This is a genomic window from Lysinibacillus sp. EB106-09-02-XG168, assembly GCF_058791475.1.
Window position 1 is genome coordinate 1,655,309 of record NZ_JBYTDN010000003.1, and the last position, 25,401, is coordinate 1,680,709.

Genomic DNA, 25,401 nt, shown 5'->3' on the forward strand with positions numbered 1-25,401 from the left:
AGTTCATGCAAATGGGAAGAGTGATAGGCAGTGTATGGGCAACACGTAAGGAAGATGGGTTGAATGGCTTAAAACTATTAATTATTCAACCAATTGACTCCAATCAGCAGCCGATTCGTTCAGAGATTGTAGCCGCAGATCGTATCGGGGCAGGAATCGGTGATGATGTGCTTATTACAAGTGGTGGTTCATCCCGATATATTATGAAAGAAAATCCATTGCCTATCGATGCAGTTGTTATAGGTATTATTGATTCTACGGAAGTTATGAGAGGTGAAGAGAATGAGTAGCGCTATTGGAATGATAGAGACAAAAGGATTAGTAGGCTCTTACGAAGCTGCAGATGCGATGATTAAGTCATCAGATGTAACAATCGTCAAGCAAGAGTTCGTTGATGGTGGGATTGTGACAGTTGTCGTGAAAGGTGATGTTGGTTCTGTTCAGGCAGCAGTAGAAGCTGGAAAAGCCGCTGCAATGCGTGTTGGAGAACTATTAGGCGCTCACGTAATTCCGAGGCCTGATGAAGATGTTTTCCAAATGATTAAAGGACCAGAAGCACCAAAGAAAAAGCCAGCAACAACATCAACACGTGCTAAAAAAACGACGGAAACAGCTGTAACTGATCAACGAGGTGAGGCATAATGTCTTTTCGAAAAAGTAAAATTGCTGTAATTGGTGCTGGTCATACTGGCGCAACTTTAAGTTTATTTTTGGCACAAAAAGAACTAGGAGATGTTGTCCTGTTAGATATTCCAGAAGCGGAGAATCCGACAAAAGGAAAGGCGCTAGATTTATTACAAACAGGACCAATCGAAAAGTTTAATGTTTCTATTAAAGGAACGAGCAATTATGAAGATATAGCAGGAGCAAATATTGTCGTTATTACAGCTGGTATTCCTCGTAAACCAGGCATGAGCCGAGATGATTTAGTGGCGACGAATGCAAAAATTATTCAACAAGTATCTAGACAAATAAAACATTATGCTCCAAACAGCATAGTTCTTGTATTAAGCAATCCAGTCGATGCCATGACCTATGTTTGTTATAAGGAAACAGGCTTTCCGAAAAATCGTATCATTGGTCAATCAGGTGTGTTAGATACAGCACGTTTTAATACATTTGTAGCACAGGAACTGCAAATTGCACCAGAGGATGTGTCAGGATTCGTCTTAGGTGGACATGGCGACGAAATGGTCCCTTTAATTCGATATTCCTATGCTGGGGGTATCCCATTAGAAAAACTAATTCCCTCAGATAGACTACAACAAATCGTAGAACGTACACGTAAAGGTGGCGGAGAAATTGTTGGTTTGTTAGGGAATGGTAGTGCTTATTATGCGCCAGCTGCTGCCTGTGCACAGATGGCCGAAATCATCATGAAAGATCAACGCAAAATAATTCCTTCTATTGCCCTTTTAGAAGGTGAGTACGGTTACCACGAATTATTTTTAGGTGTACCGACAATATTAGGCGGCAATGGTATAGAATCAGTTATCGAATTGCACCTGACAAATGAAGAAAAAAAGGCACTCCACCAATCGGCAGAAGCCGTCAAACAAGTATTAACAATTTGTCAAAACATAGGGTAATCAGACGCTATGCTGCAATAAGATATGTAGTATCCCCAACTATATATCTGTTGTAAAAACCTTTAGCTCTTAAAAATGTTTGATTGGAAACCGAACATGGCACTTAAAAGCTAGTTAAAATTCCCCCATATTTATATAGAATAAGAAGCTCACTTTGAACGTGAAAGTTTGAAGAGAGCTTCTTTAGTTTGAAATAATTTTTATTTGAGATTTATCGGTGCATATGGACAAGAAACTACGAGTTGAGCCCATAGATGTGGGGGAAGCGTCACAATATGCCTCACCCCAACTTTTTAATTTATTTTGAAACATTAAAATTCTTTCCTAAATAAGGTAATAATGATAGTAACCCTAGGATAGCTAAACAAGCGCCAATCCACAGTGGTGATTTATAGCCATATCCATTACTAATACCTAGGCTGCCTAGCGATGAACCAATAACAACACCAAGCGTAATAAAAGAACTATGAAGGGTATTGATCATCGTACCATTATTAGCTGTTTTCATCACTCTTGCCACCATAGCTGGATTCATTGAAACACCTGTCAAGCCAATAAAAATAGTAGTAATAACTACAATGTATTTATTTTCAGCTCCTACAGCAAATAAAGACAATGCTACGATTAAAATAATCAATCCAATCAAAAGTGTTTTCATTGTATATTTATCAGCAAACTTGCCAATTGCTATATTGCCAATTACTGTTGCAACACCATAGAGAGCAAGTAAATATGGAATACTTGCGCTTGAAAAGCCTGTGATACTTGTAAAGATAGGGGTGAAATAACTAAATGCTGCAAAAGTGCCACCTATGATAAACATACTTGTTATGTACGCTGCCCAAAGATTAATATTCTTAAAGCCTATGAGCTCGTCTTTCCAGTTTAATACCGATTTGTTTGGCGACGAGGGTAGTAAAAATTGAATCATAATCCCGGAAACGAGTACGAGAATAGAAACAAACTCAAAACTAATACGCCAGCCAAAATTTTGCGAGACAAACGTTGTTATAGGTAAGCCTATGACTGTTGCAATTATTAAACCAGCAAGTACAATAGATGCAGCTTTTCCCCTTGTATTAGGAGGAACCAATGTTGCAGAAAAGGAAATGGTAATACCAAATGCTGAAGATGAAGCAATACCCGTAATAATACGTGAAACCATCATACTATCATAGTCCCATGCAATAGCTCCGAGCGACTGGCCAATTAAAAATACAAACATTAAAAATAATAATGCTTGTTTACTGCGCATTCGGAGAAGAGTTGCCGTTAAAATAGGTCCTCCTACTACCATTGCTCCTGCATAAGCTGTAATTAAATACCCAATTGAAGATACAGAAACCTGAAATGCAAGAGCAAGTTCATTCATCATACCTGCAACCATAAATTCAGATGTCGTCATACAAAAAATCGCTAAAGCTAGTAAATAAATTATCGATGGCATAAAAACACTCCTAAATTTATTATTGTAACGTTCGGTACAAAAATAGTGCTAAAAAAGAGCGCACTAAGCGCCAAAAATAGATACCAATGTTCCGTTCATAATCTGTTCCGACAACACCCTATTTTGCATCGAAACATTAAGAACACGAAATCCGTAATAACTGCTTAAAAATAGACTAGCTAGTTCCTCAGCAGTTTGCTTATTTGAAATTTCGCCAGTTTGTAATCCTTCCTCCATTACTTTTTCAATAGCTTGTCTAAGGAGCTCAACATGCCGTGAGAAAATTTCTTGAACCATTTCGTCATTCTTAGCTCTTTCCACACTGGCATTGATTAACAAACAACCTTTTTGATCAATATTCTCAAAATCTTCCTTTAATGCCCATTCGAAAAAATTGCTTAAACGTTCTTTCAATGCAATTGGAGCATTTAACAATTCCTGTTGTTCCTTAATCCCAAACTCATGATAGCGTTCTAATACTTGTTGATATAGCTCGTGTTTACTACCAAAAGTATTGTATAAGCTGCCTTTCCCAAGTCCAGTATCATTGCATAAATCTTGTGTAGAACATCCCTCATATCCTCTTATCCAAAAAGTTTTCATGGCGACATCTATAATTGAGGAATAATCAAACTCTCGGGGTCTGCCTCGTTTATTCAAATTGATCCTCCTCTCATTTACATTACTAGAATATCTTTTTTGTACTAAACGGTCAATAAAAGATTTTAGAATAAAGCAAAGATCTTGATTGACTATGTCCTTAGGGGAAGGTGTATAAATGAATGGTAGCAAGTAACAAATAAATGTGTGAGGTGGTTTTGTGCTATCAATAGGAGAGTTCTCAAAAATATGTGGTGTCTCAACAAAAACACTTCGATATTACGATGAAATTGGATTAATTAACCCAGATGAGATTAATGCTGAAAGCGGTTATAGGTATTATTCCATCGAACAACTAAAAAGGATGCTCTACATCAACCGTTTAAAATCCTATCATTTTTCTCTTGAAGAAATTAAAACTATGGTGGCGTTAGAAGAGGATCAGTCCGAAGAAATGCTTTGTTCGGCGTTGAACCAGAAAAAAAATGAAATTCAAGAGAAACTAAAGGCTTTTGAATATGTTGTAAAACAACTAAGTCAAGATATTTCAAATCTAGAAAAGGGGGTATCAATCATGTCGTATCTTGACGACTTCGAAGTACAACTAATAGAAACAAAGCCAAAGAATATCCTTTATAAGCGGTTAATATTGAGCAGTGATGATTATGCATCGGGATACGGTCGTTATTTTAACGAGTTATACGAAAGAATTGCGAAGGAGAAGCTTACTTTACTTGGTCAGCCGATGACGATTTACCATAGCCCTGAATTTAATCCTGCTGGCAATGATACCGAGTTCGCTATTTCAATAGCTGAGAGTGTCAAAGGAACGAGAGATTTGCCTGGTCGCCTCTGTGCTAAATCTGTTTTAAAGGGGGCATATCCAGAATTGACATCCGTCTACGCTAATTTGATGAAGTGGATTGAAAACGAGGGATACGAGCTAATATTGCCACCATATGAAATATATGTAACAGACCCAAATCAAGCAATCGACCCTGAGGAGTATGTTACTGAGGTATATTTTCCTGTAAAGAAAAAATGATAATTAGGAGGTTCCTATGCAAACGACAATAAATTGGCAAGCCGTAAAACCTGAAAGCATATATATGAACAATAAAAAAATTTCTAAGCTAGAACAGATGATAAAAAGTGATTATCACAATATTAATGGCATTATTATTATTAAAGATGGTCATTTAGCATATGAAAAATATTTTAATGGCAAAGGTCCTGAGCATTGTCACCATGTAGCATCTGTAACAAAAAGTGTACTCTCAGCACTAATAGGCATCGCAATTGATAAAGGCTATATTAATAGCGTCGAAGAAAAGGTGTTAAATTTTTTCCCAGAGTATTTGGCTACTGATCAGAAGAAACAACAGATTACTATACGACATCTTCTCACGATGACAGTACCTTATCCATTTGAAGATTGGCATGAGCCATTAGATAAGCTATGTCAACAGCAGGATTGGATAAAATACACACTTGATTTTATGGGTGTAAATGGAGATTTAGGTGCATTTAAATACTCTACTGCAGGAGCACATTTATTGTCAGCAATTCTTACTAAAAGTACTGGCAAGAGTGCACGAGCGTTCGCCAATGAACATTTGTTTACACCGCTTGGCATAAAAGAAATTCCAAACTACCAAATGAATGCCTATGGGTTTGATGATTTATTCGGGAAAAACGTCAAGGGGTGGGTCCATGATCCAAATGGTCATTCGACAGGTGGATGGGGACTTACATTAACTACTCGTGATATGGCGCGATTTGGTTACCTATATATAAACAATGGCATGTGGAATAATAATAGGGTCCTCTCAGAGACATGGATTCGAGAATCGATGGAGATGAACCATAACAATTACGGTTATTTATGGTGGCTACGCCAAGATGATGGACTATTTACATATTCAGCAATAGGGGATGGAGGTAACATGATTTGTTGCATACCGAAATTGAATATGGTTGTGGCAATTAGTTCAGAATTCATCATGAATCCACGAGATAGATGGCCGTTAATAAAAGAGTATATAATTCCAGCGGTAATAAATAATCAATAATTTTATAGTTCAAGTGAGGCGGATAATTCGTTTCCAATTAGGTGGATGCACGCTTGCTTCAAGTTCATCGGTAACTATCCCCTAGTATTTCGCAGTCTCGACCCCATTCAACTTATGACATAGGTTAAATTTTAATCCTATCAAATTAGACAATAGGCTATAATAAATAGTCTATTATCTAATTTGATAAAGTTATCTTTATGAAGAAGCGTATTGAAAAATCCCCTTTCTGAAGGTCGTGCTCACTACATCTTCAGTTTGAGGTTAAATTATACTTTTTTAAATAAAGTGAGGGGAAGAAATGGTAAGCTACTTGGTCGTCTTTATTGTCATTGTCCTTATAATGTTAAAGGAGAAACAAGTTAGACCAGCTCGCTTGTGGGTCATTCCAGTTTTGTTAATTGGTGTAGTGTTTTCTACTATTGCCAGTATTAAATTAACGCCTTTAAGTATTATGATGTATATCAGTTGTTTAATTGTTGGATTGGGTATAGGAGTATGGAAAGGAAAACTAGAAAAAATTCGTAAGAATCACACTAGAGGAATCGTTACTACAAAAAGTTCTATTGCTGGTATTATTTTGTTTTTTGGATTTCTTCTTGTAAGGATACTGGTAGGTCATTGGAGTAGAGAGCATGCATTGCTATCATTAACAAATGCACTTATGTTCATACCGCTTGGTAGTATTTGTTCTCGTCGCTATATTATTTACTTGAGATACAAACAACTTATGGGCGAGTGAAGCAATATAAAGTATAGTATTGTTTTAAATCAAAGACTAGTCATAGTGATTTTATTCTGTATTCAGCTTTTTTAAAGCCATCTAGTATAGTTAGTGGGAAAAAGCATATTCTTGCAGGAATAATTTAGTCCTAAGTCGGATAGATCCGTCTTCGATTGTCCATGTTTGGTCAAAGTAGACAAAGTTGTATTCTCTTTGTTTACTTCTTCAGTAAGTATTTTTCGCCAGATACATAACCACTTAATTATGTAACTTCGCCACTCATCTAGTGCAGCAGCATAAGAATCTCCATTAACGCATTATAGAAAATCCAGTAGTAGAATCTAAATCCCCATACATCCTTTTTTGAAATAGCTTGTAATTTTGTAGAATCAATATTTAATTGAAGTAGAAGAAGAAAAATACTAAAAGTCCATAATATACAAAATTTTCGAAAATATGATAAACTAGTAGCGTGAAAAGGAGGATGTTAGTATGACTGTACAACAATTTACTGACTATGTGAAAAAAATGCAGCACTACGGAGAAGCATTGGGTGTGATTTATTGGGACATGCGTACGGGTGCACCTAAGAAGGGGTTAACTCAACGTTCAGAGGTAGTTGGAACATTATCTGCTTCCTTATTTGAAATGCAAACTAGTGAAGAGTTAGGGAAATTACTAACGGATCTAGAGGGGCAAAAGGCAGATCTCGATTATGTTACACTGCGTTTAGTAGAGAAAGTACGGAAAGATTACGATCAAAATAAAAAAATTCCAGCTGATGAATATAAGGAATTTGTCATTCTACAATCTAAAGCGGAAACAGCATGGGAAGAAGCAAAGGCAACGAATAATTTTGCTTTATTCCTACCTTATTTAGAGGAAATTATAAGCTGGCAGAAGAAATTTATTCAATATTGGGGTATTAAAAATGGTTCTCCATACAATACATTGCTAGATTTATATGAACCGGATATGACGACTGATGTTTTAGATCAAGTTTTTGGTGAATTACGTGAAACAATCGTTTCTCTTGTGAAAAAAATTGCAGATTCACCAAATAAACCAGATACAAGCATATTATTTAAGCATTTCCCTCGTGAATCTCAACGTGCATTATCATTGGAAATGCTAACACAACTTGGCTATGATTTTGAAGCAGGTCGCTTAGACGAAAGTGTGCATCCATTTATGATTGGCTTAAATCATGGAGATAATCGAATTACAACGAAATATGATGAAAATGATTTCCGCTCAGCAATTTTTGGAACAATCCATGAGTGTGGGCATGCTATGTACGAACAAAATATCGATGCGAAGCTTGATGGTTTACCGTTAGCAACGGGTACGTCAATGGGAATACATGAATCTCAATCTTTATTTTATGAAAATTTTGTTGGGAGGAATGAAAAGTTCTGGGAGCATAATTACGAGCGACTGCAAAAACATTCACCTGCTCAATTTGGCGATGTAGCATTAGCTGATTTCCTGCGAGTGATTAATATGGTGGAACCTTCATTTATACGCATTGAAGCAGATGAGTTAACATATCCACTACATATTATGATTCGCTATGAAATTGAACGTGATCTATTTAATGGCGATCTCCAAGCGAAAGACCTTCCACAAGTATGGAATGATAAATACGAGGAATATTTAGGTATTCGTCCTGAGACAGATGCAAAAGGGGTACTACAAGATATGCACTGGTCAGGGGGCATGTTTGGTTATTTCCCATCCTATGCTTTAGGAATGATTTACGCAGCACAATGGAAGCATGCAATGGATAAAGATATTCCAAACTTTGATGAGCTGTTAGAAAAGGGAGAGCTTCTTCCAATTCGTGAGTGGTTAACAGACAAAGTCCATCAATACGGTGCGCTGAAGAAGCCGTTCGAATTGTTACAAGAGGCAACAGGGGAAGGCTTAAACGCTAAATATTTAGCAAACTATTTACAAGAAAAGTATACGAAGCTGTATCAGCTTTAAAGGTCAAAGCGATTTCTCTACTATAGAGAAATCGCTTTTCATATTCCAATGACCACTTTTTTCCAAAAGAAAATGCTGAATCCTATATCGTATATAAAATTGATTGGAACTGATATAATACAAAATGGTTATTTAAACATCCCCTATCAAGATACATATTGATAGTTAAAAATAGTAGGGATTTACCAAAACGGAGGTATGAAAGTGTCAAAGAATTCAAGTAAAATAGGTGTAGTAATCGCTGGGCTATTGCTAGCGATTTTAATGGCTGCAATGGATAATACAATTGTAGCAACGGCAATCAGTACCATTGTCGGAGATCTTGGTGGATATGACAAACTTGTCTGGGTGACATCAGCTTATATGATCGCGTCGATTGCAGGTATGCCGATTTTCGGTAAATTATCCGATATGTATGGTCGTAAAAGATTCTTTATTTTCGGTTTAGTTGTATTTTTAATCGGTTCGGCGCTAGCTGGTACAGCAAACTCAATCATTCAGCTTAGCATTTACCGTGCAATTCAAGGTATTGGCGGTGGTGCATTAATGCCAATTGCATTCACAATTATGTTTGATGTAGTGTCTCCAGATAAACGCGGTAAAATGGGTGGCTTATTCGGGGCAGTATTTGGTCTATCGAGTATCTTTGGTCCGCTTCTTGGAGCCTATTTAACTGATTATGTTCATTGGTCTTGGATTTTCTACATTAATTTACCACTTGGGCTAATTGCCTTTGTGTTAGTTGCAAAATTTTATAATGAATCAGTTGTACATGCCAAGCAAAAAATCGACTACTTTGGCGCAGCTACTTTAGTTAGTGCAGTAGTTAGTTTAATGTTTGCTCTTGAGCTAGGCGGCAAAGAATATGCTTGGGATTCCGCAATGATTCTTGGATTATTCGCTCTATTTGGAGTGCTTCTTATTAGCTTTATTTTAATTGAACTACGTGTAGAAGAGCCTATTATTTCCTTTAAAATGTTCAAAAATCGTCTTTATGCAACGAGTAATATCATTTCAATATTTGCTGGTGCTGCTTACATTACAGCTGCCATCTACATTCCGATTTTTGTTCAAGGCGTACTTGGAGGCTCGGCAACGAACTCAGGTCTTATTTTACTTCCGATGATGGTCGGATCTGTTGTAACAGCATCTGGAGGTGGAGCTCTCCTCACAAAATTTAAGTATCGAACGATTATGTTACCGACTTTAACTCTATTCGTTGTTGGTATTACCTTGCTTACAACATTGACAACTGAAACGTCACACTTTATGGTAACAATCTTTATGATACTTGTTGGTCTTGGCATTGGCTCGTCTTTCTCTGTGTTGAGCAATGCCGTTATTCATGGTCTTAGTATGAGACAACGTGGCTCGGCTAACTCAACGCTAAACTTCAATCGAGAACTTGGAATGACATTAGGAATTACAGTGTTTGGGATTATTCAAAACCATATTTTCTCAAATAAATTAACGTCCGCGTTTAGTGGTCAAGCACCTACTGGTATGGATTTAAGTGATCCAAGTATAATCCTAACATCTGAAACTCGAAACGTTATCCCTGTAGAGGTTCTCGATAAAATGCAAGAAGCACTTACTATTTCAGTTGCTCATACTTTTGCTTGGGCGATAATCCCAGCTGCTATTGCGCTAATTATGGCATTTGCTATGGGTAGAGAGCAATTCGACCCTGCTTCTGAAATGGAAACGTACAATCGCGAGGCATCACATTAATATAAATTATCAATATGCGGCCTTTCCTCAATTAAAATTGTTATACGAAACGTACATTTTAAAACATTTCAAATTCGAAATAACAATAAAAATTGAGGTAGTCGTATGAAAAAGCAGTTGAAATTGCGCAATTTACGCATACAAAAATAGAAAAAGAGAGCTCGCTAAAAAATATTTCAAAAAGTGGTTGGTAGGCAAAAGAGAGCCATCATGCTTATTTTGCTGATACCTTTACTAAGAGGCAAGGACAAACCATTCCTCTGATACCAAAAAAGCTGGTGAAATTTTACGAAATGTGAAATTTCACCGGCTTTATTTTTTTCGTAATAAAATTTCGAACCGTTTATACGAAGTGCGGGTTGTCCTGCCTATCATCCACGTAGGGAGCTTATTCAATAAGAAGTGTAAGCTAAAATAGAGAAAAATCAAAAAAGTGAAATTAAGCATACTCGATTTCACTTTTTTGATATTAGAAGCTAGTTTTGTCCCAGCCTCTTTTTATGAAGAGACTAAACTTTGTTACCAAAGCTTATAGCCTTTAGAGCCAGGTGGGGAATTGGAAATGATATCAATAATTGGAATAGTATAAGCAAATAAAATTAATGCTACTAAAATAACTAGCCATACTTTAAAGTTCTCTAAAATAGCTGGAGTCGTACCACCGTTTTCATGTACCTCACCAACAGGGAATTCCTCTTCGCCTTTTGGTGCAAACCATGCTAATTTCACCACAATATAAAGAATGATTATAATGGCGATGAATAGAATTGTGCCACCAACAGCTTGAGCGATTTGATAAGGAATCCAATCATAAGCCTGCTGAGCTCCGCCATACTCAGAGTAATCAGATCGACGCGGTGCACCGATTAGACCAGCTATATGCATAGCAGAAGACATAATCGTCATACCTATCGCCCATAAAATAGCGGCAAAATTACCAAGATTGTTTAAAGATTTAGTCAGTGTACGACCTGTTAAATACGGAATTAACCAAAATGCCGCCCCAAAATAAGTTAAAACGGCTGTTGTTGCAATTGTTAAATGGAAATGTCCTGTAACCCAAATAGTATTATGGATTAATTGGTTCATTTGGTAAGAAGCATTGATGATACCGCCTGCGCCACCAGGAATAAATGCTAACATACCGATAAATGGCACGAAGAAACGAGCATCTTTCCATGGTAATTTTTTAAACCAGCCGAAAAGACCTTTTCCTCCTAATTCACGACCGCGTAATTCAAACATTGCAAACATCGAGAAGGCGGTCATTAAAGATGGTACGATTACGGCAAATGTTAAAACGACTTGTATAAATTTCCATGTACCATCAATACCTGGCTCTGTTAATTGGTGATGGATCCCAACTGGTACAGAGAATATTAAAAACAGCATAAATGACAGTCTTGCTAAAGAATCAGAGAAAATTTTTCCGCCAATAACCTTCGGAATAATGACATACCAAACCATGTAAGCTGGCAATAACCAGAAATACACAAGAGCATGACCAAAATACCAGAATAATGTACGAGAAAGTGCTACATCAACACGTTCGATAAAGCCTAAAGACCATGGAAGTAACTGGAATAGAACAGAAACAGCTACACCTAAAGTTGCTACGAACCACATTAAATTATTGACAACAACCATAAATGAAAGTAAAGGGCTTCGTTGTCCGCTACCTTTATTTTCTTTACGCCACTGAGCATATCGTAAAATTTGACCTGCGCCGCCAACCCAAGAACCAACAACGACTAATGTAAGTCCTAAATAGAAAATCCAGTGAGCTTTCAGTGGAGCATAGAACGTATATAAAACAGATGCTTCGTTCAGTAGAACCATTACTGCAGCTGCTGCTGTACCGATAGTCATTAACCAGAAGCCGATCCAGCCAAGGCGACGTTGTCCATCTGAGAAAGTCCCTGATGTACGGCTAACACTGGCAATTTGGAAACCGAAAATAAAGAATGTTGTTAAAATAAGACCGAGTAAAACACCATGTACAGTTAAAACTTGATAGTAACCAATGCCTGCTGGTAATGTAAATTGACCAGAACGAACGAAAACCTGTAATAAACCTGCAAGACCCCCTAATAATAATGCGATGAATGCCACGTATATATGTGCCATCGCTAGCTTCGCATCACGACGATCCACTTTTGTCAAATTATTGTTGAGACTCATTTGGATCCACCACCTTTAGCATAGAGTGCATCATCGTATGTCCTGTACCACAGTATTCATTACATACAATTAAAAACTCTCCTACTTTATTTACTTCTGTCACATATTCAGAAATGTATCCAGGTTCAAGCATCATATTAATATTTGTACCTGCAACTTCAAAACCGTGCATGACATCCGCACTTGTTGCGATAAATTTCACCCTAGCTCCTAGAGGGACCTCTATTTCTGGAGGATTGTAATTAAATGCTGATGCTAAAACAACCACTTCATAGTCCCAATCCTTACCTTCAACTTTGTGAACACCAGGATTATCGAAGGGAGGAAATTCATTTACTTTCTCATAATCTAGTGTTTTTTTACCATTGTTCGGATGTGAGCCTTGATGAAATGCACCGATGCCGAGAATGATAAGGAATGCTACTAAAGTAGTAACTCCAAACACAAGCCAGTATTTCTCATACTTATGTAAGTGCATATGTCTCTGTCCTTTCTTATTCTTAGTAGATTAAAAACGATTGATGAACAAATCGAAGCAGTACACCCAAAGTAAGATAATAATGATTCCTACTCCAAATACCGCATAGAGTGAACCTTTTAAATTTTCATCTGACTTTTTTTTATTTGCCATTTTTGCTCCTCCTTCGCTTTTATTGTGTCTTTCATATTGCCATGATATATAAATAAAATTCTTTTTGATGTGAAAAAAATCACACATCTTGACGAATAATGTGAAAAAAATGTGAAAAATTGAGGAGGGAATAAAAAAAAGCCAGCTCAATAGTCATTGAGATGGCCGCATTTTAGTTGAAAATGAAGTGATTATTATTGAAATCTATTATTTTTCAAGTAATTTTACTATAGGGAATTTAGACTTGAGCCTTACGGGGTATTCATCGTTTATTAAAGAGAATGATAAAGCGTGATCATAAATGTTTGATGTATAGGCATAGGATGTACAAATTGAACAGTTCGATATTCTAGAACTCTATTCTTCTTCAATTGTTAAAAGAACTGTCAGTGGACCAACGCTTGGAATTGTGACAGGGAGTATAAAGGCCTTTTCAAAGCCGTATAATTTTGTGTTACCAACCATCACTGTTGGTGGCGTGATATCAATTTCTAAGCTTTCTTGTCCGACGGTAGTACATAGATTCCCTGCAATCATATTGCCGAATTCCCCTGTAAAGGATTCCAACATTTCTCCTTCGAGAGGCATACCAAACATCGTATTGCCGATGTCGCTAAATGTTTCTGGAGAAGAGTCAATGATTACTCGGCCCTTTAAATCTCCTATTAAACCAATTAAAACCCCCATTTGCTGCTGTTGAAATGGTTCAGAAATAATACTCGGCGTTTTCACGTCTATCTCCATAGGTAGGATCGATTTTAAAGCGTGGATTGTCCCATTTAAAATAGTTTGAAAGTACTTCGAATTACTCATTTTTACCGCATCCTTTTTCCGACTTTTCTACATCTTACCATGTTAAAAGGGTAAGATGAAAGTATGTCTTGACGAATTAATGGGAAATTTATATTATATTAATGAGAATGATTTTCAAAATCATTAAATGAACGATTAAGTTTTTTTAAATACAAATTTTTATAAAAAAAGGAGCGGTCAGCGATGACATTCGTATTGATTGGAACGGCAGTGGTTATCTATATTGGAGTAGGGAAACACGTTATGAAACAGGCGACTGCGCATTTAAAATAAGAGAATAAACAATAACGACAATATTTTTACAAGAGAGCGTGGTCTAAGCAATTTAGAGATCATGCTTTTTTTACGAAAATATTTATCTTACATACTTTCGAGGGAATAAAGAGAAAAACTATTTGTTTTTTCTGAAAAAAGTTGAAAATGAGAATTGGTTTTTTATATTATGGTTACGAGGCTATTAATAAGACATTAACTTCATACAATGTTTATCTGATGTTAATGATCGGTCTGGCTGCTGAAGTATCAAAAAATAATAATGGATAGGCAATCAAGCAACGTCCTATAGAAAATTAGGTGAAGAAAATGACGAAGATATTATTAACAGGGTTTGTGCCATTTCTTGAATATAAAATAAATCCAACGATGCAAATTGTAGAAAAATTAAATGGGGAAAAGATGGATGGTTATGAAATTGTAGGACGCATTTTGTCTGTAGATTTTCAGCAATCAGCTCAGCAACTGAAACAATATATTGCTGAGATTAAGCCACAAATCATTATTTCATTAGGATTAGCTGGGGGGCGATTTAAAATAACGCCAGAGCGAATCGCGATTAATATTAAAGATGGGGAAGCAGATAATGATGGTTATACACCAGTAGATGAGAACATTTATGATGATGGTGTAGATGCCTATATCACGAATCTACCTATTAGAAATATGGTAAATCGATTATGTAAAGAAGGATATCCAGCGGAGATTTCAAATACGGCTGGTACCTATTTATGTAATAACATTATGTATGAAGGGCTTGTTTACGCGAAGCAACATAAAGAGGTCCATGCTGGATTCATTCATATTCCTGCGTCATTTGATTTGGCGATTCAACATGGAAAAATACCTGGATGGAATATCCAAGATTTAATCACGTGTATTAGGCTCTGTATCGAGGAGACCATTCGTGCAGCAAACGATTGATTTTCCTCAAACGATGAGGATAAATAAAGAAGTAAAATGGATGACCTGAAATGATAATCATCATTTTAGGCATCCATTTTTAGTTAGATAAGTAATGAAACAAATTATTGGATAGTAGGATTGATTTGATATCAACGTACACCCATTTCTTCTATCACTAATACAGTGTCCAGGCAGATAAAGTACCTATTACAAGGCTTTATTTTACTGTGTTGAAAACCCTATTGATTCTATGATGATTGGAGTACCACTATAAATTGTTGAATTACTTGGACTTAAGGTATAAATTCCACTTTCCTGCATGACGGGATTGATATAAAGCTGAACGTAGCCACTCGGATTAAAAATGATAAATTTGGTTGCTTGGTTCCCATTATCATTCCAAAATTGGCTAGCTGATAGAGTCGCCCCGTTAGTCAAATCAATATCCGATGTAACAACATTGAAATATCTATTTACTGTTGGAATAATATTTTTCTAGGTTCAACGACTGGGGGAGGGTCTTCCAATGGAATGGTACTAGGTTTTATACGTGGCCAAATAAACCGATCTTCACATTCTGGCTCGATTTTTCGGAGGTTCCTAAAGTTACCATATGTTTATCACTCCATTTAACTTCGTATTTATCTATTCACTATTAGATTTACAATCGCACACCAATCTTTTTTTCTTACTTTAAAATATGAAGAAAATTATTAGTTGAATAGTTGCGCATCCATTTTTGCAATAGAAATTAGTAGTTAGAAAAATAATGACCATAACGTGTGGGTAATTTCTGTTCAGGCTGGGCGTTATCCTGGTAGAAGGTTTTAAGAAACATCATTACATAGTAATCATGAGCCTATAAACTTTAATTTTATAAATAAACAGGACGATATGGATGAATATGGCGTCTGAAATCCTGATATATATGCTTTTTATAGTAAATTAGTGTTATACTTTGCTTGTCGAATAAGGTAGAATATTATTTATGACTATCTTCATTCGTAAAAACTACTTCCTAGGAAGTAGTAAGATGAATACGGATATAGTTTCTGTCCAACCAAGACTGAAAGGAACTCAGTCTAAGTACATCACGTCCTGTGGCAACGACTGAGTGACCAACATCGTGTTGGCCTAAAGCCTCCGGACGCAATTTTTTTCTGCGCGACAGCGGTAATTACGCCAAGGCGAAATTGATTAATATGAATAAAGGGGTTACTGGTTTTTATGAAAGATTTTGAACAACAATTGGAGGCGCTTTTAAAGCAAGCTTCGTTACAATACATAATTTATCAGCATAATGGTGATACAGAGCGTATGGATAAGACATCACTTTTTGCACGTAAAATACAGCAAAAAGAATATGTTATTGGCTTTGCAGGCCATTTCTCTGCTGGTAAATCGAGTATGATTAACGCACTATCTGGTGAAGATTTACTTGCGGCAAGTCCTATTCCAACGAGTGCAAATATCGTCAAAGTCCATAAATCTGAAGAAGACTTTGCGATTGTCTATATGCATAATGAAAAGCCTGTAAAATTCGAAGCGGGCTATGATTTTAAAACAGTTAAAGAGCTTAGTAAAAATGGGGACCTAGTGTCACAAATTGAAATTGGTCATAGTACATCGACATTACCACTAGGTGTCACTGTTATGGATACGCCAGGTGTTGACTCGACAGATGATGCTCACCGTATGTCAACAGAGTCTGCTCTTCATATTGCTGATATTGTTTTTTATACAATGGACTACAATCACGTGCAATCGGAATTGAATTTTCAATTTACAAAGCAATTAATGAAGTACAATCCAAACGTTTATTTAATCGTTAACATGATAGATAAGCATAAGGAAAATGAATTAAGCTTCGAGGAATTTAAAGCAACTGTTCACAATTCCTTTGCAGCTTGGGGCGTAGTACCAAAAGGCGTATTTTTCACTTCATTAAGAGAGCCGGAGCACCCTAATAACGATTTTGTGGTCGTAAAGAAAATCGTTATGGATAGTATGAATGATTGGCAGGAGCAGCTTATACAAACTGCATCAAATACATTGCGTTTATTACAAAGTGAGCATGACAATTATTTAACGGAAGAAAGACAGGATCGTTTAGATATTGATGAAGATGTATTAAGTGCCGATGACTGGGCAAACCATAAGGATATTTTAGAGCAGTATCATAAGCTAAATCGTCAAGTTGAATTGTTCTCAGTTGAGGCATGGAATGAAATGTTCGAAGAGCAACGCAAAGAACTTCTTGCGAATGCAGCTATTATGCCAGCAGATTTACGCGATAAATTACGTCTTTATTTAGAGAGTCAGCAGGAAGGTTTCAAGGTAGGGGGCTTATTTACTGCTAAGAAAAAAACAGAGGAAGAGCGTAACCGCCGTAAAGAGGATGCCTATAGTGCCTATCAAAATGTTGTTCATGCACAGATTACTGGACATTTAAAAGGGCTAATGAAAAAGGTGATAAAAGATGTTGGTGCGTTAAATGAAGAACGTGCTACAGCTATTGATGCCTACGACTTTGATTTACCATTCTCCCTTATTGAGCAGCAGGTACAAGTTGGCGCAATTTTAACAGGAGATGCTGTGTTGAATTTTGCCAACCGTGTGGCAGAAGCGACTAAGCGCTACTACATCCAGGAAACTGATAAGTGGAAAGATGCGCAAGCAACAACTTTGGAAGCAGTAGCTACAGAAACAGCTGCTCCATCTAAATTAAAAATGGCAGGGATGCAAAAGAAAGTTGATGCCATTCAAGCAGTGCTTGAAATCGAGGGCTATCAGCAATATAGTGCAAGTATTATGCATCAGGCAAGCAATGAAATACGTAAAATAGCAAATCAACAGCTGACAAATTGGGAGCATGCATTTAAGCAAGATTTAGCAGATATTCGATTATTTGACGAATCGATGTTAAAGCCAAAAGAGGAAGCGTTAATTGAGGAAGAGTCACATCAAACAGTTAGTGCAACAAGTCTTCCTATTGAAGGTGTAGTGAAGCGTGCACTTCACACGGCAACTGCTGTAAAAGATGTACAAGGCTTTGCGGAAGTAGCAACTTACTTAGAAAATAAAGTAGAACGCTTACAGAAAAAGGATTTCACAATTGCGCTTTTCGGTGCGTTTAGTGCAGGGAAATCTTCGTTCTCTAATGCGTTAATGGGTGCCAAGGTTTTACCTGTGTCACCAAACCCGACAACGGCGGCTATTAATAAAATTCGTCCTGTTTCACCAGATCATCCGCATGAAACAGCAGATGTCCAATTAAAAACACCTGACCAAATGCTAGAAGATATTCAAGCTTCATATGCAGCGATTGGTTTATCGGTTTCCTCGTTAGAAGAAGCATTCAATCGTGCAGATGAGGGACTTGCGGTGCAACTATCTGACGATCGCTTAAATGTGCATAAATCATTTATTCGCGCATTTAAAGAAGGGTTCCCAATATTTAAGTCTGAGCTTGGGAAAGTATTACGTGTAAACCGTGAAGAGTTCGAAAAATTTGTTGCGCAGGAAAATAAATCATGCTTTGTCGATAATATCGATTTCTATTATGACAGTCCGTTAACACGCATGGGTGTGACACTTGTTGACACACCAGGAGCAGATTCTATTAATGCGCGTCACACAGGAGTGGCATTTGAATATATTCGTAATGCTGATGCAATTTTGTTTATTACTTATTATAATCATGCTTTTGCTAAAGCGGACCGTGAGTTTTTAATCCAGCTTGGTCGTGTGAAAGATACCTTCGAGCTTGATAAGATGTTCTTTATCGTTAATGCGATTGATTTAGCGACAACAGAAGAAGAACAGGAAGATGTAAAAGGTTATGTGCGTTCAGAATTACAACGCTTTGGCATTCGCTTCCCACGCCTTTACGGTGTGTCTAGCTTATTAGCATTAAAGGAAAAAGTAGAGGGTGCGGATTTCACATCTGGAATGCCACCTTTCGAAGATTCTTTCCACACATTCTTAAATGATGAATTAAGTGCATTGGCGGTTCAGGCACTTGCGGAGGAAGTCGATAAAACGGAGCAACGTTTAGGTGACTTAATTGCGCAAACAGAAGAGAACTTAAAGCGTAAGGATGAGCGTTTAGAGGAATTAACAACTCTTGAGCAACATGTGAAATCGAAATTCAATTCGCTTAATACAAGTATGGTAGAAAGTGAAACGAAGCAAGAGCTTGATGAATTACTGTATTATGTTCTTCAGCGTGTGTATTATCGTTACCCAGAGTTCTTTAAGGAAGGCTACAATCCGTCAACATTTGCAGCAATGCCGGTTCAGCAAGCATTAGAGCATGCTTTAAAGGAAGTAATGCAAAGTTTACGATTTGATTTTACACAAGAAATGCGTGTAACAAACTTCCGTTTATCACAGTTTATTAGTAAAAAAATGCAACTGCGCTTTAAAGATGAAGTACGTGAGCTTAAAGAATTAAATCGAAGCTTCTCGTTTTTAGCGTTTGAATCTTCTGAGCCAGATTTACTTGATTTTGAAGGGCCATTTACAGATATCACTAAATATTCAGGTGTGAAATCACACTTCCGTAATCAAAAGGCATTCTTTGAGAAGAATGAAAAAGTGAAGTTAAGTGAGGCTCTAGAGGTCTTAACGAAACCAGATGCGCAAGATTATTTAGATTCACAAAAAGTATCTCTCATGACATGGGCGATTACTTATATTGCGGAGGAAGCAGAGAAATTACGTCTGCATATTTATCATCAGGCACTTGAACAAATTGCAACAGAAAGACTTGCACTTCAGGAAGAAAGTCGTTTAGCTTCTTGGAAAGAAATTTATGCTCAATTACAATACGCATGAGGTGATTCATTTGGGAAAAGTATTCAAATCAGTTGAGGAAATTCAGTTTGATGAAGTCCGTTTCATAGATGCTCGCTTTGATTTACAAAAGAAAGAGGCGGGTAGCAAAGCATTTGAAGAAGGACATGCACCAGGAGCTATTTATATCGATCTAGAGCAGGATTTATCTGATATGGGGTCCAGCGATGGTCGCCATCCCATGCCGAATAAGGAAAAGCTATCAGCAGTATTTCAAGGATTGGGATTAAACTATGAGGATCAAATTGTCGTTTACGATCAAGGAGCTTCTCCATTTGCACCACGTGCTTGGTGGATGCTGACTTATGCAGGCTTTCCGAATGTAGTAATTGTGAATGGTGGCGCACCGGCTCTTGAGGAGAAAATACCTTTCACAAAAGACATTATCAAATATCCACCAACTACGATCGAATTTGTTTGGCGAGATGAACTATATGCTCCACGTGAAGCAGTGAAAGCTATTGTAGATGGAGTAGTCGATGCTACGTTGTTAGATGCACGTGCCGCAGCTCGCTATCGTGGTGAAATGGAGCCTCTTGATAATGTAGCTGGGCATATTCCGACTGCGAAAAACTTTGACTGGGAGCAATTAAAGGCAGACGGTCATTTGCAAGCGAATGATGTGTTACGTAGTAAAGTTGCTCGTGACGAGCATGTTGTGGTGTATTGCGGAAGCGGTGTTACAGCATCACCATTGTATGCAGTGCTAGCAGATGAAGGCTACGAAAATATTCAACTGTATGTAGGTAGCTATAGTGACTGGATTACACAATATGACGTTGAAAAAGGGACAAATGAATAAAAGATTATAGAAGAAACGCTCACTTTGGTGGGCGTTTTTTTTGCTTTTATTGGAGTGGAAAAGGTGGAAAGCAGTCGAAGTGATGGAAAGAAAGGTAAGAGAGGCAGAAAGAAGAGCGAAGGTGACAGAATGATGGGCAGGATAGAAAAGCCAAATCGTGGATAGAACTGTCAAAATGAAGGATAGCCCCGCTCAAATCGTGGATAGAACTGTCAAAATGAAGGATAGCCCCGCTCAAATCGTGGATAGAACTGTCAAAATGAAGGATAGCCCTGCTCAAATCGTGGATAGAACCGTCAAAATGAAGGATAGGCCCGCTCAAATCGTGGATAGAACCGTCAAAATGGTGGATAGCCCTGCTCAAATCGTGGATAGAACCGTCAAAATGGTGGATAGGCCCGCTCAAATCGTGGATAGAACCGTCAAAATGAAGGATAGCCCCGCTCAAATCGTGGATAGAACCGTCAAAATGGTGGATAGCCCCGCTCAAATCGTGGATAGAACTGTCAAAATGGTGGATAGCCCCGCTCAAATCGTGGATAGAACTGTCAAAATGAAGGATAGCCCCGCTCAAATCGTGGATAGAACCATCAAAATGATGGATGGACCCACCAGAGCGAAATTATATCAACGAACCGAATTTTGATGTATTGGTAAAATGACTGAATATTCTTTTTATGCTAAACTCTTTTTACAAAGGGGGAGAAAGGATGTTTGAACGAGAGAAAAGTATAGAAATTCAACGAAATCGTGGTGTGCAATGTGCTCATGGGAAAGTGGCGGTTCAGGGTATTGGCATGAGTGTTTATAGCTTTTTGGTAGATGGGTTATTAATTGATACAGGCTCATACTCACTTTCGCAGGAGTTCCAATCTTTTTTTAAAGAATTACCGATTGAACAATTGGCGCTCACTCATTCTCATGAGGATCATTCAGGAAATGCAGCATGGATTCAGCAGTATACGGGTGTACCTATCTATGTTCACCGTGATTCGGTGAGCCTTTGTGCAAAGGATGGAGAGTATCCTTTTTATCGACAGGCATTATGGGGTGAGCGACCAGCGTTTATAGCTCAGCCGTTTGGCGATACGTTGCAAACAAATTCAGCTACTTGGGATGTAATTGAAACACCAGGACATACGACAGATCATGTATCATTTTATAATCGGGAAACAGGTGCTATGTTTACAGGTGATTTGTATATACAAACGAAAACTAAGGTTGTCCTTGATGAAGAAAATATCGTACATACCTTAGCGTCTTTGAAAAAAATAGTAAACTATGATTTTGAAGTAGTATATTGTTGTCATGCAGGCTTTATAGCGGATGGTCGAGCGAAAATACTAGAAAAAATTGCTTATTTAGAAGAGATGGAGGGGAATATAAGGCAACTGTTTTATAAAGGTTATTCGGTAGACGAAATGACAAAATCGATCTTTTCTCGAGAATACCCGATTACAAAAGTATCAGGGGAACAATGGTCTTCCAAGCATATTATCACCGCATTTATAAATCAGTTTACGCAAGAGTCCTTGAAATAAGGGCTCTTTTTTGTTGATTAATGTAACACTGCCTATGAAATGAATATAATAAAAAACTTTGTGAAAAAATGTGGAGAAAATGTGACGAAACTAGATAGAGTAATGGATGCGCTTACATAAGTTTGTGAAAAGATTCTCATTTACATAAGTAAAATACTATGTGAAAAGTTGAACAGGTTTAATACCGGTAATAATACATTTATTGAAAGGCTAATAGTTGTAGATGATATATTGAAATAATTGATTGTGAAGAGTATAACAAGACAATAAATTGGAGTGTACGATTAAAAATGGCGCTATTTCATAGATAAAATAAAATTGACAGAAAATTCGTTGACTTTACTTTCACAAAGTATTATGATTCTGAAATATATAATAATTCGAAAAGAAAAGGATGGGATTGAATGGACATTATGAAAAAGGCTTTAGAAATGCATGAGTATTATAGTGGTAAACTAGAGGTGATTTCTAAAGTACCAGTGCAAGATTCATATGATTTAAGTCTTGCGTATTCTCCGGGGGTAGCTGCGCCCTGCGTAGAGATTGAAAGAAATCCATCACTTGTTTACGACTATACAATGAAGGGGAATATGGTGGCTGTTGTTTCAGATGGTACAGCGGTATTGGGATTAGGGGATATCGGTCCGAAGGCGGCATTACCGGTAATGGAGGGGAAGGCGATTTTATTAAAGCGTTTTGCTAATGTTGATGCTTTTCCTATTTGCTTAGATACGAAGAGTACAGATGAAATCGTTAGCATTGTGAAGGCACTAGCTCCAACTTTCGGTGCTGTAAACTTAGAGGATATTTCTGCGCCAAGATGCTTTGAAATTGAAGATCGTCTGCGCCAAGAATGTGATATTCCTGTATTTCATGATGATCAGCATGGAACAGCGATTGTAGTAGGTGCAGGGATGATTAATGCCAATCGTATTGTGAAGAAAGATGTGGCAACGATGAAGGTTGTCATTAATGGTGCAGGTGCAGCGGGTATTGCTATTTTGCGTATTCTTGTGCAAATGGGCTATAAAAATATTTTTATGTGCGATACAAAGGGACTCATATATGAAGGCCGCGCTGAAGGTATGAATCCGATTAAAGAAACGGTTGCCCATTTAACAAATCCTGAAAAAATACATGGTACATTGGAGGATGCCATTAAAGGGGCTGACGTCTTTATCGGCGTATCGGTTGCCAATTTATTAACAGAAGCACATATTGCTTCGATGAATGAAGATCCGGTCGTGTTTGCACTTGCGAATCCAAATCCTGAAATCACGTATGAAAACGCCAAGGCATGGGGAGTGCGTGTTATGGGGACAGGACGCTCAGATTATCCGAACCAAATTAACAATGTTCTCGCTTTCCCTGGTATTTTCCGTGGGGCTTTGGATGTTCGAGCGACAGATATTAATGAAGCGATGAAGATAGCTGCAGTGGAAGCGATAGCGGCTCTTGTTAGTGATGAGGAATTAACTGAGGAATATATTGTACCTAAATCATTAGATGAGCGGGTTGTTGAAATTGTTTCGCAAGCTGTAAGTGGTGCAGCTGTTGAGTCAGGTGTGTCGGAGCTCTTCCAACAAAATACAGTGTTATCGGTTTAACATTTACGTATACAGGTGAATCTAAAAAATCTCCCACTCTCATAGAGAGGGGAGATTTTTTTACATCATTCCGATAAAAATGCCGAAAATGAAAAATAGAACAATAATAAGAATAATGAATAGAATAACGAAAATAATGGTTGGAATTAAGAGTGTTAAGAAGGCCATCCAATTTGGAATTTGATGTGCTTCTGCAATAATTCCTATTGTAATAACGAGGGACCATATTACAACCACAAGGGTTAATAAAAGTGCTGGCCAAATAACCCAAGGGTAAGTTCCGGCGAAGTCAGAATTCATTAAAGACTCGGGTGATGTAAATAACCAAATTAAGTAAAAAGGAATAAGTGCTATAAATGGGATAGAAGTTAAACTTAGCCCTTTGAATAAGTGTGAGTACGTACCTGTTCCTTTAAAAAGTTTACCGAACAACCAAGTGATTAGTGCAGAAAAAGCCGTACCAATTATCCCTAGAATCGGTGCTGCAATAACGCAAAAAATGACGATAAACCAAGGAGACACGTTTGACAAAAATGTACTATCAACAAGGTCTGAAAGTATAACACCTAGATAACCAATTGACATGAGAAGAATCGCAAAACCTATTGATTTTTCTTCAATCATGTAACGGGTTGTTTTCTTTGGATGCAACCAAATAGACAAAAATGGATTAACCTTTGGCCTTTCTTGTGATGATTCATTATAGTTATCCATCAAATTACCTCCAAAATAATAGTATAAATTTATGCGTATAATGAGTATACGGAATGACCTAATGAAAGGTTTCGAAAAAAATCAATATATAGTAACAAAAAGAGCCGCAAAAAAGCGACTCTTTTGATTACGCGTAACTAATCTTACATAGCATATTAATAGAATGGTTTTTTTATTCAGCTAACATAATTTTTTCAAGCTCTAATGGTTCTATGTATTGTTCGCCTTTGTAAGCGCGCATATTACCACCTGAAATTTCATCTATTAATAAAATTTCATTTGTTTGAGCATCGCGGCCAAATTCTAATTTAATATCGTAAAGGGTTAACCCTTTTTTTGCAAGTTCTGCAGCAACAAATTTAGCAATTTCAATCGTACGTTGTTTTAAAATTGCATATTCATCGTGTGTTAACAGGTCTAACATTGCTAAAGCATCTTCAGAAATAGGAGGATCTAGTCGATCATCATCTTTGATGGTAACTTCTACGAAAGAATCTAAGGCTTGTCCTTCTTTCACGTAAGCACCATAGCGACGTAGGAAAGATCCTACTGCCTTGAATCGGCAAATGACCTCTAACCCTTTACCGAAAACAGTTGCAGGTTTTACCGTCATTGTTGCATCGTTGAAGTTTGCATCAACATAGTGAGTAGGAACACCTTGTTCGTTTAGTTTTGAGTAGAAATAAGAAGTTAAGCGAAGACCAGCCAAACCAGCACCGTCGATTGTTAATCCAACAGTATTAGCACCTGGGTCGAATACGCCGTTTTCACCAGTTACATCATCTTTAAATTTTAATAAGTAGTGACCATCTTCTAACTTGAACACATTTTTCGTTTTACCTGTATACAATAATTCCACAAAAAAACCTCCAATATGTTGTAGTACTCCAATATTATAACACGAATATTTTGATTGTTTAATAG

General features: G+C 37.3%; 23 protein-coding genes. 14 read left to right on the forward strand and 9 right to left on the reverse strand.

Annotation, left to right across the window (positions count from 1 at the left end):
* Positions 1 to 5: 5 nt before the first annotated feature.
* The 3 genes from AC3WSO_RS08770 to mdh are packed head-to-tail and all read left to right on the forward strand — an operon-like array spanning position 6 to position 1,589.
* Positions 6 to 290 (forward strand): EutN/CcmL family microcompartment protein, encoded by a 285-nt coding sequence (locus AC3WSO_RS08770; RefSeq protein ID WP_492530249.1) that lies wholly within the window; start codon positions 6 to 8, stop codon positions 288 to 290.
* Entirely contained in the window at positions 283 to 642 is a 360-nt protein-coding gene (locus AC3WSO_RS08775; protein WP_492530250.1) for a BMC domain-containing protein, read from the forward strand. Before AC3WSO_RS08770 ends, AC3WSO_RS08775 begins: the two co-directional genes overlap by 8 nt.
* Complete coding sequence (gene mdh / locus AC3WSO_RS08780; RefSeq protein ID WP_492530251.1) at positions 642 to 1,589, forward strand: malate dehydrogenase; 948 nt, start codon at positions 642 to 644, stop codon at positions 1,587 to 1,589. Before AC3WSO_RS08775 ends, mdh begins: the two co-directional genes overlap by 1 nt.
* Positions 1,590 to 1,887: 298 nt before the next feature.
* On the opposite strand, the gene AC3WSO_RS08785 is transcribed toward mdh, so the two are convergent.
* Both AC3WSO_RS08785 and AC3WSO_RS08790 read right to left on the reverse strand, forming a co-directional pair.
* Entirely contained in the window at positions 1,888 to 3,036 is a 1,149-nt protein-coding gene (locus tag AC3WSO_RS08785) for an MFS transporter (protein WP_492530252.1), read from the reverse strand.
* Between the two features lie 63 nt (positions 3,037 to 3,099).
* Positions 3,100 to 3,696 (reverse strand): TetR/AcrR family transcriptional regulator, encoded by a 597-nt coding sequence (locus tag AC3WSO_RS08790; RefSeq protein WP_492530253.1) that lies wholly within the window; start codon positions 3,694 to 3,696, stop codon positions 3,100 to 3,102.
* A gap of 160 nt (positions 3,697 to 3,856) precedes the next feature.
* Between AC3WSO_RS08790 and AC3WSO_RS08795 the strand changes: the two genes are divergently transcribed.
* The 5 genes from AC3WSO_RS08795 to AC3WSO_RS08815 all read left to right on the forward strand — a co-directional run bounded on the left by AC3WSO_RS08795 (position 3,857) and on the right by AC3WSO_RS08815 (position 10,152).
* Entirely contained in the window at positions 3,857 to 4,681 is an 825-nt protein-coding gene (locus tag AC3WSO_RS08795; protein WP_492530254.1) for a MerR family transcriptional regulator, read from the forward strand.
* Positions 4,682 to 4,697: 16 nt separating this feature from the next.
* Positions 4,698 to 5,708 carry a serine hydrolase domain-containing protein gene (locus AC3WSO_RS08800; protein ID WP_492530255.1) on the forward strand — a complete coding sequence of 337 codons (1,011 nt, stop codon included), beginning with the start codon at positions 4,698 to 4,700 and terminating at the stop codon, positions 5,706 to 5,708.
* A 301-nt stretch (positions 5,709 to 6,009) separates the two neighbouring features.
* A complete protein-coding gene (locus tag AC3WSO_RS08805; protein WP_492530256.1) occupies positions 6,010 to 6,450 on the forward strand; it encodes a hypothetical protein in 441 nt (146 codons plus the stop codon).
* A 474-nt stretch (positions 6,451 to 6,924) separates the two neighbouring features.
* A complete protein-coding gene (locus AC3WSO_RS08810) occupies positions 6,925 to 8,421 on the forward strand; it encodes a carboxypeptidase M32 (protein ID WP_492530257.1) in 1,497 nt (498 codons plus the stop codon).
* A gap of 198 nt (positions 8,422 to 8,619) precedes the next feature.
* Positions 8,620 to 10,152 carry an MDR family MFS transporter gene (locus AC3WSO_RS08815; RefSeq protein WP_492530258.1) on the forward strand — a complete coding sequence of 511 codons (1,533 nt, stop codon included), beginning with the start codon at positions 8,620 to 8,622 and terminating at the stop codon, positions 10,150 to 10,152.
* A gap of 519 nt (positions 10,153 to 10,671) precedes the next feature.
* Here the strand turns inward: AC3WSO_RS08815 and AC3WSO_RS08820 are convergent.
* From AC3WSO_RS08820 to AC3WSO_RS08835, 4 genes are all read right to left on the reverse strand, one after another.
* Positions 10,672 to 12,333 carry a b(o/a)3-type cytochrome-c oxidase subunit 1 gene (locus tag AC3WSO_RS08820; protein WP_492530259.1) on the reverse strand — a complete coding sequence of 554 codons (1,662 nt, stop codon included), beginning with the start codon at positions 12,331 to 12,333 and terminating at the stop codon, positions 10,672 to 10,674.
* Positions 12,317 to 12,811 carry a cupredoxin domain-containing protein gene (locus tag AC3WSO_RS08825; RefSeq protein WP_492530260.1) on the reverse strand — a complete coding sequence of 165 codons (495 nt, stop codon included), beginning with the start codon at positions 12,809 to 12,811 and terminating at the stop codon, positions 12,317 to 12,319. The genes AC3WSO_RS08820 and AC3WSO_RS08825 overlap by 17 nt, the downstream gene beginning before the upstream one ends.
* A gap of 30 nt (positions 12,812 to 12,841) precedes the next feature.
* Entirely contained in the window at positions 12,842 to 12,964 is a 123-nt protein-coding gene (locus tag AC3WSO_RS08830; protein WP_255505077.1) for a hypothetical protein, read from the reverse strand.
* A 357-nt stretch (positions 12,965 to 13,321) separates the two neighbouring features.
* A complete protein-coding gene (locus tag AC3WSO_RS08835; protein ID WP_492530261.1) occupies positions 13,322 to 13,777 on the reverse strand; it encodes a chemotaxis protein CheX in 456 nt (151 codons plus the stop codon).
* Positions 13,778 to 14,359: 582 nt separating this feature from the next.
* On the opposite strand from AC3WSO_RS08835, the gene AC3WSO_RS08840 reads away from it, so the two are divergent.
* Complete coding sequence (locus AC3WSO_RS08840; protein ID WP_492530262.1) at positions 14,360 to 14,974, forward strand: pyroglutamyl-peptidase I; 615 nt, start codon at positions 14,360 to 14,362, stop codon at positions 14,972 to 14,974.
* Between the two features lie 204 nt (positions 14,975 to 15,178).
* On the opposite strand, the gene AC3WSO_RS08845 is transcribed toward AC3WSO_RS08840, so the two are convergent.
* Positions 15,179 to 15,394, reverse strand: coding sequence for a DUF4183 domain-containing protein (locus AC3WSO_RS08845; protein ID WP_492530263.1), 216 nt, complete (start codon positions 15,392 to 15,394; stop codon positions 15,179 to 15,181).
* A gap of 789 nt (positions 15,395 to 16,183) precedes the next feature.
* On the opposite strand from AC3WSO_RS08845, the gene AC3WSO_RS08850 reads away from it, so the two are divergent.
* The 5 genes from AC3WSO_RS08850 (at position 16,184) to AC3WSO_RS08870 (ending at position 23,763) form a co-directional block, all read left to right on the forward strand.
* Positions 16,184 to 19,795, forward strand: a complete 3,612-nt coding sequence (locus AC3WSO_RS08850) for a dynamin family protein (protein ID WP_492530264.1) — start codon at positions 16,184 to 16,186, stop codon at positions 19,793 to 19,795.
* A gap of 10 nt (positions 19,796 to 19,805) precedes the next feature.
* Positions 19,806 to 20,615: a sulfurtransferase gene (locus AC3WSO_RS08855; protein WP_492530265.1), complete on the forward strand. Its 810-nt coding sequence runs from the start codon at positions 19,806 to 19,808 to the stop codon at positions 20,613 to 20,615.
* Positions 20,616 to 20,772: 157 nt separating this feature from the next.
* Positions 20,773 to 21,261: a hypothetical protein gene (locus tag AC3WSO_RS08860; RefSeq protein WP_492530266.1), complete on the forward strand. Its 489-nt coding sequence runs from the start codon at positions 20,773 to 20,775 to the stop codon at positions 21,259 to 21,261.
* Positions 21,262 to 21,325: 64 nt separating this feature from the next.
* Positions 21,326 to 22,156: an MBL fold metallo-hydrolase gene (locus AC3WSO_RS08865; protein ID WP_492530267.1), complete on the forward strand. Its 831-nt coding sequence runs from the start codon at positions 21,326 to 21,328 to the stop codon at positions 22,154 to 22,156.
* Positions 22,157 to 22,560: 404 nt separating this feature from the next.
* Positions 22,561 to 23,763 carry an NAD(P)-dependent malic enzyme gene (locus AC3WSO_RS08870; protein WP_492530268.1) on the forward strand — a complete coding sequence of 401 codons (1,203 nt, stop codon included), beginning with the start codon at positions 22,561 to 22,563 and terminating at the stop codon, positions 23,761 to 23,763.
* A 60-nt stretch (positions 23,764 to 23,823) separates the two neighbouring features.
* On the opposite strand, the gene AC3WSO_RS08875 is transcribed toward AC3WSO_RS08870, so the two are convergent.
* Together AC3WSO_RS08875 and AC3WSO_RS08880 are read right to left on the reverse strand one after the other, a co-directional pair.
* Entirely contained in the window at positions 23,824 to 24,477 is a 654-nt protein-coding gene (locus tag AC3WSO_RS08875; RefSeq protein ID WP_492530269.1) for a Yip1 family protein, read from the reverse strand.
* A gap of 172 nt (positions 24,478 to 24,649) precedes the next feature.
* Positions 24,650 to 25,336 carry a phosphoribosylaminoimidazolesuccinocarboxamide synthase gene (locus tag AC3WSO_RS08880; RefSeq protein ID WP_492530270.1) on the reverse strand — a complete coding sequence of 229 codons (687 nt, stop codon included), beginning with the start codon at positions 25,334 to 25,336 and terminating at the stop codon, positions 24,650 to 24,652.
* Between the last annotated feature and the right edge of the window lie 65 nt (positions 25,337 to 25,401).